The 11,903-nt window shown below is 34.5% G+C and carries 6 protein-coding genes and 2 tRNA genes; 2 read left to right on the forward strand and 6 right to left on the reverse strand.

The features are described 5' to 3' along the window. Positions 1-29: 29 nt before the first annotated feature. Positions 30-103: transfer RNA gene (locus IPK88_09655), tRNA-Ile, on the reverse strand. Positions 104-411: 308 nt separating this feature from the next. Here IPK88_09655 and IPK88_09660 point away from each other — a divergent pair. Continuing rightward, entirely contained in the window at positions 412-2,379 is a 1,968-nt protein-coding gene (locus IPK88_09660) for a hypothetical protein (GenBank protein ID MBK8243679.1), read from the forward strand. On the opposite strand, the gene IPK88_09665 is transcribed toward IPK88_09660, so the two are convergent. Both IPK88_09665 and IPK88_09670 read right to left on the reverse strand, forming a co-directional pair. Continuing rightward, entirely contained in the window at positions 2,376-3,335 is a 960-nt protein-coding gene (locus tag IPK88_09665) for a M28 family peptidase (GenBank protein ID MBK8243680.1), read from the reverse strand. The two genes, IPK88_09660 and IPK88_09665, sit on opposite strands and share 4 nt — an antisense overlap. Before the next feature lie 64 nt (positions 3,336-3,399). Beyond that, a tRNA-Gln gene (locus IPK88_09670) sits at positions 3,400-3,470 on the reverse strand. Positions 3,471-4,120: 650 nt separating this feature from the next. Here IPK88_09670 and IPK88_09675 point away from each other — a divergent pair. Beyond that, a complete protein-coding gene (locus tag IPK88_09675; protein MBK8243681.1) occupies positions 4,121-5,662 on the forward strand; it encodes a right-handed parallel beta-helix repeat-containing protein in 1,542 nt (513 codons plus the stop codon). An 80-nt stretch (positions 5,663-5,742) separates the two neighbouring features. On the opposite strand, the gene rnr is transcribed toward IPK88_09675, so the two are convergent. The 3 genes from rnr to IPK88_09690 form a co-directional block, all read right to left on the reverse strand. Then, positions 5,743-7,890 (reverse strand): ribonuclease R, encoded by a 2,148-nt coding sequence (rnr, locus tag IPK88_09680; GenBank protein MBK8243682.1) that lies wholly within the window; start codon positions 7,888-7,890, stop codon positions 5,743-5,745. Positions 7,891-8,207: 317 nt separating this feature from the next. Beyond that, positions 8,208-9,884, reverse strand: a complete 1,677-nt coding sequence (gene ettA / locus IPK88_09685) for an energy-dependent translational throttle protein EttA (GenBank protein MBK8243683.1) — start codon at positions 9,882-9,884, stop codon at positions 8,208-8,210. Between the two features lie 357 nt (positions 9,885-10,241). After that, entirely contained in the window at positions 10,242-11,477 is a 1,236-nt protein-coding gene (locus tag IPK88_09690; GenBank protein ID MBK8243684.1) for an HlyC/CorC family transporter, read from the reverse strand. Positions 11,478-11,903: the final 426 nt, after the last annotated feature.

An 11,903-nucleotide genomic window follows, 5' to 3' on the forward strand; every position in this document is an offset into this window, starting at 1 on the left:
TCGGAAGAATAAAGGGATTTATGGTTTTGTGGTCCCACCTGGGCTCGAACCAGGGACCCTCTGATTATGAGTCAGATGCTCTAACCGGCTGAGCTATGGGACCATGATGGAATTTTTTCCAATCACGCCGCAAAGGTAAAACATAGAATTCGCAATCCAAAATGATAATAGACCTTTATTAAGGATTAATTTTCTGGTGTTTGGACTAAAACATGCATGAGTTGGATCCATTTCATTATAAATTATAAATAAAAATATATGTTTAATATATTTATTATGTTATAATTATATATATTAAAAAATAGATATGTGACAATTTATGCATAATATATTATTTAAATTCCAATTTATTGTTTTACTTTTGGGCACCAATTGATTAATATTCACCCATTTGGGGATTTTAACCAGAGAATGAAAAAAGGAGTCGCATGCCTGTTATTGGCATTCTTTAGTAATTTTAGCTATTCACAGACCTGTATCGATTCCAGGTCTGAAGATTCCACCACCCTCATAAAAATTTATCTTGATTTAGCATCCAAAGGAACCATAGACCACTGGAATTTTTCTAATCGTCTGGAACTCATAGATCCACTTAGAATCCAACTCAGTTCAGATGGTTGCCATATCCAATTTTTGAATCTCGCAGATACCGATATACATTTTGACCAAGACCAAATTCCTAACGACTTTTCGCGGTTTACTGAATTGGCAGATTTGAATCTCAGTCAATGCAACATTACAGGAACGATTCCTAAATCGTTGTATCAGTTAAAAAAGCTTAAGAGTCTCAATCTTTCCTATAACCAACTTACAGGAAATTTAGATGCGGACCTTAAATACCTGAGCCAACTCGAAGTTCTGAGTTTATCTGAGAATAAATTGGAAGGTGAATTGATTCCTGAATTATTTACCCTAAAAAATCTCAAAGAAATTTCTTTGCGTCATAATCTGCTGAAAGGGATTTTGTCGGAATCCATTGGTGACTTAACCAATCTTGAAATTCTGAGATTGGGACAAAATCAATTTTCTGGTTCATTGCCCGCATCAATCACTAAATTGAGTAATCTGACCCAATTATCGATTCAGGAAAATCATTTTGAAGGTAAGGTTCCGGAAGGATTAAACCAGCTATCCTTACTCAATGTCATTTATCTGAATGATAATCTATTTGATGAAATTCCAAGCTTTAGTAACGTTTATTATAATTATTTGAACATATCAAATAATCACTTGACATTCGAGGATGTCATTAAAGTAAAAGACAATAAGATCAATGCTACCGGAAAGCTAATTTATTCACCTCAACTTGATATTGTTCTGGGGTTGCACAAAGAACTCAATCCTGGAGAAAGTCATTTGATGGAAATTCCATTCGATAAAACCATATTAGGTAATAAGCATTTGTGGTTTTTAAATGATGTGATTGTAGTTTCTAAAGAGCGTTCGAGATACATCCAATCGTTCAACAAAAAAGTCCATGGCGGAATTTATACGGTAGAAATTCGCAATGACGAAGTTCCGAATTTATCGCTATATGTACACAGTGATACATTGACTTGTGCTCCACAATTAGCAAACTATCATTTGATCATGTGCGAGAATGAACACATTGATTTATTCGGCGTGCGATTTGATAAAAATCATCCTAAAGATAAATTGGTTTTATCTGATTATAGTGTTGGAGGCTGTGATTCCATCATTTATGTAGATATTCAATTCAATGCTACTTCTACCTCACATTTCTATGTGAGTACTTGCGATGGAACACCATACGAATGGAACAATCAATTGTATTTTAATTCGGGAGTTTTTAAACAAGTTTTTAATAATGCAATAGCATGTGATTCCACAGTGTATATGCATTTAGATATTCGCAACATGCAGGATAATGCTATCGTTAATTCCGGATCAAGTCATCAGCTGGGTTCTATAGAATTAAATGTTACTAATGGATCTCCTCCTTACACTTACAAATGGAATTATAAAGATCTAACCACCCCGAAAATAGATCAACTTTCATCGGGCACCTATGTCGTTACCGTAACGGATGATAATCACTGTCAGAAGATTTTTTCCTATTATTTAAATGTTAGCTCAGTTGGAAATGAGGCTGACCATAAAGCATTTAAAATAGCTCCTAATCCTGTTTCTTCGCAAGGTCAATTGACCATAGAGCTTCCTAAAACATTCAATGAAATAGGACTTCAGTTGGAATTAATATCCCCTGCTTCTCATATTGTTCCTTGTCAATGGATATTCGACAACAACGAACATACCATAAGTACTACACTCAGTTGTAAGCCTGGAATATATTTCTTGAATATTAAATCTGTTCAACAACAATTGAATATCATTCGTAAGGTTGTAGTCATCGATTAAATCGATCCTTGATCTTCCAGATAAATTAGTTTTATTAATATTTTTCCTAACAATTCCAGACTAAGAGGGTCTATCGCATTCATGTCGTCTTTGTGAGTATGCCAATGATTTACAAATCCGGTTTGACTCCCCGGAGGACAATTAATAATATCGATCATCGGAATTTTTGCTATCATATTTACGAATAAATGATCGTCCACTAGTCCCTGACGTTTTTTAGCAATGAAGTTTTGTCCATATCCTTCATCGTGTGCTAACTTCCAAATCTTATCTATGACTTTTGGCGCAAATTGAAGCGAATATTCTTCCTGATAATAGGTAGGATTCGCTGCACCAACCATATCTAGAAGGATGCCATAATCAGCTTTATAATGAGCAGAGTGCTTATTTCGTGACCAATACTGACTACCGAGACACCAGGTCTCCACTGCTCCCTGAGCATCTCCATAATCTTCACAATCGAATAATATAAAATCGACACCTAGATCTTTGAGTTCATTTTGTTGTAGGAGCCTGGATAGTTCTAGAATAATTCCAACCCCACTTGCTCCGTCATCAGCTCCTAAAACGGCTTGTCTAATGTAACTGGTATCAGGATCCTGATCACACATAGGTCTGCTATCCCAATGAGAAGCTATCATGATTCGATGTTTTGCTTCCGGATGATAACTGGCTATAATATTGGTTCCATGGAGTTTCTGTTTGTCATAGGCATTCGTTTCAAAGGTTTGTTCTATTACCACCGCTCCCTGAGACTTGAATAAATTGACCATCCATTCTTTGCAAGCCTCATGGGCTGCAGAATTGGGTATACGTGGACCGAATTGTGTTTGTTTCCTGACAAATGAATAAGCCTTGTCTTTATCGAAATGGGGTACGTTTAATGTTTTATTATTTTTGCAGGCAGCTGCAATCAGGCTTAATATGAATAAGCATTTGAAAAGCTTTAGATTCATGGCAGATGTATTAGAAAAGGAAATCGAACAAATAAAAAAGGCTGGAATGAACCAGCCTTCTTTGTTGACCCATAAGGATTCGAACCTTAAAAGGCAGAATCAAAATCTGCTGTGTTACCATTACACCATGGGTCAGTTTTTCCAAACGGAGTGCAAAATTACACCCTTTCCTATAATCTAACAAGAAATTGTTAAAAAAATGATCGAATAAGTGCTTTTATAGCATTTTGTACCAGTAATCATGATGTCATACCACAGAAAACAGGTTTCTAATCTTAAATCAAATCATGTTCTGGTATGATGTTAATTATAGTGGATCATCCCAATCATGGTCCGGCCCTTCATATCGAAAGGAAGTTTGTAGGCTCTGAAATCATCGTATTGACCCGTTTCTGAAATATAATAGTACACCATTCCATGTAAAAAAACACAGTGGTAAATCCCGCTAACCCACGGATTAAGCTTAGATTGTATATATTTAAAATATCCATGAATACACTGAATTTTTAAATATCATGGTTTTCACTGAGTTTTAAGTTCCAGGGTCAATCTATCTTTGTTATATCAAAGTTGAAATCAACAAGCCAACAATATAGCTTGGATAAAAGAATAAAATCGAGTTAACTCCCCCCACAAAAAAGGCTCTCTCCGCAAGGAAGAGTCTTTTTTTATCTATGTTTGCAGCGATTTCTCTAATAATATAGTCTTGTATATAACCTTATCCTAACAGCATGTATAATTTTCGATACCTTTCAATTTGGATGTTTGTCTGTATTTCTTGTTCAATGTTCGCTAACGGCATTTACGTGTCTCCGGAAGGTAATGATACACAATTGGGCAATTCCATAGCTCATGCATTGAGGTCATTACAAAGAGCTGCCGATCTGGCCATGCCGGGTGACACAGTATATGTTTTGCCAGGTATGTATTCAAGTCCTAAAACTAAAGTTGCCTTAACCATCCAAAGATCCGGTCTTGAAAACAAATGGATCGTATTTAAGAATTTTAGCGATGTTAAGCCTGTCCTTTATATCACCGGTGAAGCTGCTATTGAACTTAAATCAGTAGCATACATTTCCATTGAAGGTTTTGAAATTACCATGGATTCATTATTTGAAAAAAATCATAATTTTCTAAATGAATCCAATGACTTCATTAGTAATGGTAATGGAATTTTTATCAATAGGATTACCGAAAAAAATAAAATGTGTCACCATATAAATATAAAAAATAATGTAATACACCATTGTCCCGGAAGTGGTATATTAATCAATCATTCAGATTACTTGAATATAAGTTATAATCAAATCAATCATAATGGAGAATTTAGTCAGTTTAATAACAGCGCCATTAAGATTCAATATTTGTTGCCTTTCGATGATAATAAAGGCTACCATAATATTTTAAATGCTAATATTATTTTTAATCAGCGCGTAATGGCCCGATTGGATCCCAATACAAAAAATTGTGAAGCCAATGCAGCTGCAAGTGGAATTTCGATTCGTAAAAACAGAAACAATACAACGGTTGCTGGAAATTTGGATTACCAGAATGCATGGCTTATTTCCAATAACATTATTTATAAAAACGGAGGAGTAGGTCTAGAAATTTATGAAACCAATAATGTAGATATCATCAATAATACAACATTCAAGAACAACCGAAATGATGCTGTAAAATGTGGAGAAATTGTTGTGCAGAGTGCCAAGAATGTTTCTGTTTATAATAATATTTTTTATGCCAATCATTTAAAGCCCGGAAGCAGATTGGACAATCCGGAAAATGTGCAGTTTAAAAATAATTTGTATTGGGATTTTAATACTTTATCACCGGGTACCGTGGATATTCAAGCTGATCCATTATTTCAAAGAGCAAATGCTTTTGAAAATATTATGGATTTTTCATTGCGACCAAAAAGCCCGGCCATTAATGCAGGTATCAATGAAAAACTGCCGGCCTATGATTTTTATGGTAACGTAAGAAAATTGGGTCCATCGGTAGATCTTGGCGCCATAGAATATGCAGGTCCTAAATTAAAACCAAAGAATGCGACTCCGGTAAAAGTAGATGAAAAAACCATCAAATTGTTTTGGCAATCTTCCTATTCCATTAAATCTGCACAATACATAGTTAATAACACAAGAGGAAGAATATTCTCCTGCAGAATGTATGATTGCAGAGGTAAACTGATTAAAGAAATGATACAGCAGGAAGAAAGTATGCTGGGACTTGAATTTGATGTAAGCCCATATCCCAGCGGCATCTATTATTTTATTTCTTTTTCAGAGAAAGAACATCTATTTAGTAAGATACATGTCATGAATTAACACGCGTTTATCATTACTTAATTTGAAAACCTTTCAATCACCATTAAATTAAATAAGTAAGTTGTAATTTATTGTACAACCTACTCAATAATTTCTCCTGCAAATTCAACACCCAATTCCCGATCATCAAGATTAGCAGAAATAATTTTTACATGAATTCGTTCACCAACTTTCCATACCTTGTCAGACACCGATGATGCTGCAGATAATCTATTCCGATTAACGATAATATTATCAGGAACACTCGTAAAAGATAGTACAGCTTCACATTTTGAATCTATTAATTCTACATAGAATCCACGATCATTCATACCAGTTATACGTCCCACAAATTCTTTTCCGATTTGGTCATTCATGTACAAGACTTGAAAGTATTTGGTCGATTCACGTTCTGCCTCCATGGCTTTGCGTTCTTGTGCAGAAATATACATGCATTGAGATTCAACAGCATCTAGTCTAAACCGTTTTTCATGGGTCAGGTTTTCAAACAATATGCGATGAACCATTAAATCAGCATATCTTCTTATGGGTGAGGTAAAATGGGTATAATATTCAAAAGCCAATCCATAATGACCAATATTCTCAGGACTATAAGCTGCTTTTGCCATGGTGCGAATAGCGAGAGGTTGAAGTATTTTTAAATCATCATTCTCCCGAATTAATTGTGCCAAATGATTCAGTGATTTGGAAATTAATTTGGGAGTGGTCAAATTAATTTTTACACCCATTTCTCTGACGAACAGCATGAACTCCTCAAGTTTATCCATATCTGGTACATCATGGATCCGATACACAAATGGAACCGGTAAAGCTTTATTTTTCATCGCCATAAACTGAGCAACATATTTGTTGGCGAGCAACATAAATTCTTCAATCAACATGTGAGCTTCTAATCGTTGTTTCAATATTAACGATTCGGGCATCCCCATTGAATTTAACTTAAATCGGACTTCTTCGGATTCAAAATCTATTGCGCCATGTTGTAGTCTTAATTTGCGTATGTGGTTTGCGATTTGATTTACCTTGATTAATTCTTGAGCAAAGTCACCTTCTTTTCGATCTAATATTTCTTGAACTTCTTCATAAGAGAATCTTCGATTAGAATGAATCATAGTTCTTCCGATCCAATGATGAACGATTTCAAATTGTTCGTCAAAAGTAAACACAACGGAGAAGGTTAATTTATCTTCATTCGGTCTTAATGAGCACAATTCATTGGAAAGGCGTTCCGGTAGCATGGGTAATACACGATCCACCAAATACACAGAGTTTCCTCTTTTCAAAGCTTCTTTATCCAAAGCACTATCTGGTTTTACATAATAACTGACATCAGCAATATGCACCCCAATTTCCAATTGACCCTTGTCATTGATTTGATAAGAAATGGCATCATCAAAATCTTTTGCATCAATTGGATCTATAGTAAAAGTAGTAATATCTCTAAAATCCCTACGCTGATCTAAATCTGAAACACTGTTTTGGATCGATTCACTTTCCTGAACAACAGAAGCTGGAAAAGCTAAAGAAAATCCTGCTTTAGCTATGATGGTTTCCATCTCCATGTCAATAGTCTTATTTTTCCCAAGGTTCTTAATAACCTTGCAGGACATACGGTCATTAGGTTTTTCTTTCCACTTAGTGATTTCTATAACCAGCCGATCATAATCTTCTAAATTCTTGATATCTTCACGATATAATGGAATTTCAATAGACTGATTACCTAAAGTAATAATCACGACAGACTCATTTTTAAAAGCTCTGTACAGACCGACAAATTGACTCTTAGAACGCTGCAATACTTTGACAACGATGCCTTCGGGTTTACCCAAATACATTCGGGCTAATTTGACTTGCACAAAATCTCCGTCCTGAGCACTACCTAAATTCTTTTGGCTTACAAAAATATCTCTTGTTAAACCTTTGCATAGCACATATCCAAAGCCTGCTCGTGCTACATCCACAACACCCTGATATAAATGTTCATTGGAAACAATTGATGTAGCGTCAGTACCATTGAGTATCCATTTTCCTGCTGAAAATTTACGGATTAACTTTTTCTCTTCCAGCCGTTCTAATGCTGCTTCCAGTGCACTTTGTTTCTTTAAATTTAAGCGCCTGAGTATGGCATTAATTCCAACCGCTTTACCGGAGTTTTCTTCAAAAAAACGCAGTATGAATTGGTCTTTAATCGGTTCAGATGGACTTTCGTGCTTTCTTTTCTTTTTCATATTGTTATACTAACGCAGTTTTGAGTCTAAAAGTTATTTTATTATGAGACTTAGGTTTAGAATATATTAAGTCCAATTACAATTAAAACGAAAGCAAAAGGGTAGCTTGTTGGTATGCCATCAAAATTTATGAAACAATTAAGGAAATTCGATTGATGTTGCCTTGGATAGGGCAATAATAAGATTAGTGCGAATGGATTATGAAATTAACTAAATAAAAAATTATATCGAACAAAATGTTCTTTTAATAATTTGCAATTGTGATGAATGAATAATTTCTAAGTATTTGAATATTATAAAATAGGTTCAAATACTTTTTACCCTCTCAATACATTCTTAAATCGCGGACGATGTGGCGCTACATTTCCCAATCGTTGTTTTTTGCTTTCTTCATAATCTGCAAAATTTCCTTCATAAAATACAACATTTGCATCATCTTCAAAAGCTAAAATGTGTGTTGCCAATCGGTCAATAAACCATCTATCATGCGATATAACCAAAACGCATCCGGCAAAATTTTCAATGGCCTCTTCTAATGCGCGAAGTGTGTTAATGTCAATATCATTGGTTGGTTCATCCAGTAATAAGACATTGCCACCTTCCTTAAGTGTCATGGCTAAATGTACTCTGTTTCGTTCACCACCAGATAGTACACCAACCTTCTTGCTTTGATCCTGGCCGGAGAAATTAAATTTACTGATATATGCTCTGGAATTAAAAGTATAGGTTCCGACTTGTAAAAGATCATTACCACCTGATATAACTTCGAAGATTGTTTTTTCAGGTAACAAGTCTTTGTGACTTTGATCTACATAAGCTATTTTCACAGTTTCACCTATGGTGATTTTACCACTATCCGGTTTTTCCAGACCCATGATCATTCTAAATAATGTAGATTTACCCACACCATTTGGACCAATTATACCTACGATAGCATTCTTTGGAATTTGAAGATTAAAATTTTCAAATAGTATTCTATTTCCAAATGATTTATTGACGTGCTCCATATTGATAACGACGTCACCCAGCCGATCACCTGGTGGTATGAATAATTCCAATTTGGTTTCTTTCTCCTTGGCTTCTTCTCCCGCTAATCGATCATATGCACTCAACCGAGCTTTACTCTTGGCTTGACGACCCTTGGGATTGGTTCTAACCCATTCCAATTCGCGATCTAGCATTTTTTTCTTTTTGCTTTCTTGCTTTTCTTCGTTGGCTAAACGATTTGATTTTTGTTCCAGCCATGATGAATAGTTGCCTTGCCAAGGTATTCCTTCACCTCGATCTAGTTCAAGTATCCACCCTGCCACATTATCCAGAAAATATCGATCATGGGTAACAGCTATTACCGTTCCGGGAAAAGATTTGAGGAATTGTTCCAACCAAAGTACAGATTCTGCATCAAGGTGGTTGGTAGGTTCATCCAATAATAAAATATCAGGATTGCTTAATAGTAATCGGGCAAGTGCAACTCTTCTGCGTTCACCTCCTGATAAAACTTTGACTAGGGTATCACCTTCAGGACATCTGAGCGCATCCATAGCTACTTCCAATTTGTTATCTAATTCCCAGGCACCTAAATGTTCTAATTGTTCTCCAACTTCACCTTGTCGTTCGATTAATTGATTCATCTCATCATCTGACATGGGTTCGCTAAATTTTAAATTGATGTCTTCATATTCTTTAAGAAGATCTACCAATTTCTGAACACCTTGCTGTACTATTTCTTTAACTGTTTTTGTTTCATCAAGTATAGGCTCTTGTTCCAGATAACCGATTTTGAAATTGCCATCAAATTCAATTTTTCCATTATAATTTTTATCAACTCCGGCGATGAGTTTAAGTAAAGTAGATTTTCCGGAGCCATTTAGACCGAGGACTCCAATTTTTGCGCCGTAGAAAAAAGAGAGATAGATATCTTTAAGTATGGTTTTGGACGGGGCAATAATTTTACTCACACCAGTCATCGAAAATATAATTTTGTGGTCTGCCATATTATTTTTTTAGATCACAAATGTAATGATAAAATTCATCATTGGTGGTAATAATTATGATCCGTAATCAGATGTGATTTCTTGTTTAATTTGCGCTATTAATCTACCTGAACAGTAGCATTAATGCTTTACTGTCGACTTGGAATAATCCTAACATGGTTAAAATATCTCCTATCTTTATTTCAATGAGTGCACAAAAATGAATCGGTTGATATGTTGTACAAATCAATTGCACAATGCCTTTATGGAATGACATGAATATGAATAAAAGATAAATATTTTAGCTAATCCCAGTGATCATGGATATTTAAATGAGCTAAAAAAATTTCTAAAGATCCTGATTTTTTTGAAAATAAATTAGACCAATCTAATAACCCGTACTGTTTCGATTTTAGTATCACTGACCAATTCAAAGATAAATTGATAACCGTCTAAAAAAAGTTCAATACCCTGTGCCGGAATAATGCCAGCAGCAGTTACTAAGTAACCTGATAAAGTATGATATTCTCCTTCCGGCAAATTCAAGTGGTACGTATTATTTAAATAATTGATTTCTAAACGTCCGGAAAACAAGTATTCATTTTTTGAAATTTCTTGCTCAATGAAATCTTCCTTGTCGTGTTCATCATCTATTTCACCAAATATTTCTTCTAATATATCTTCGAAAGTAATGATGCCAGAAGTACCACCAAATTCATCAACCACACATGCTATAGATAAACGCAATTTATTCATACGCACCATCAGATCATATACATTAAGCGTTTCCGGAACATAAGGCATTTCCATAATCATTTCTCTAATGTTTTTGTTGTCCTTAAACATTTGTTGATGATGAATGTATCCCAGGACATTATCTATATCTTCTTCTGTAACAATAATTCTGGATAAATTGGAATCTGCGAATAATCGAACTAAATCTTCTCTGGTGTCGTTCACATCGATATGCACGATTTCATTTCGTGGAATCATACATTCTTTAGCTCTAACCTGTTTAAGATTGAGTGTATTTTTAAAAATATCAGCGTCAATTTCATCATTTGATAATTTCATAGAACCATCGATGTAATGCTCTAAATCCAAATTGGAAAATCGATATCGAACTTTATCCGGAGCACTACTAATAAATTTACGAATTAAAAAATGTGAAATGATGGAAAATGTCTTGGCAGGAACATATAATATTTTATTAAAAAATAATATCGGGTAAGCCATTATTAATATCAATTCATTGGCATACAATCTGAATAATACCTTGGGTAAAAATTCACCAATAATTAAAATAGTAATAGTAACTAATATCGTACTTAGAACCACTTTAGTTCCATCTTCTATAGAAAAAAAATCTAAGTACGGACCAAAAAAATTAGCAAGCAGATAAGATAGGGTCACTAAAGCAATATTATTTCCGACTTGATTGACAGCAATAAAATCATCTGGTCGTTCAAAAAAATGGTGAATGATATGTGCTGAATTGGATCCCCGGCTTTTCTTTATTTCAATATTCAATTTATTGGCAGTAAAAAATGCAGTTTCAGTACCTGAGAAAAAAGCCGATAACAATAGAAAAAATAAAATCCAAAAAATCAGCATAAACGAAATTTAGGACAAATATAAATCGATCTTAGCTGTTATCATTCAATTCGATTAAATTTAATGTACTGATTAACAAACGTTTTGCCTAAAGGAAGGGCAATTAATGACGACCCTTGGGAGTAATCACAAATTTTATTTGGGAGCGCAATCCAAAGGTGACCCTATCTTATTTAGAATGATCGATGGAATAGTTTCTGATAAGTCCCATATATTCTATAAGACTGGAGCTCATATGAGTTCTGAAAAATTTCAGATTTTAGCTCTTTTCAACCACTTTTAGAGGCTTAGGGTTACAGATGTTCTATTTTATTAGTCATAAGTTTGTGTTTTATGATCAATTTTAGATCTATAATTTTTTTTGATGAATGAGAATGTTAATATCAATACCATCACTGCCAAATTAGATTCAATTTGAGCTATTCA

It is taken from the genome of Candidatus Defluviibacterium haderslevense (assembly GCA_016712225.1).
Taxonomy (GTDB): domain Bacteria; phylum Bacteroidota; class Bacteroidia; order Chitinophagales; family Saprospiraceae; genus Vicinibacter; species Vicinibacter haderslevensis.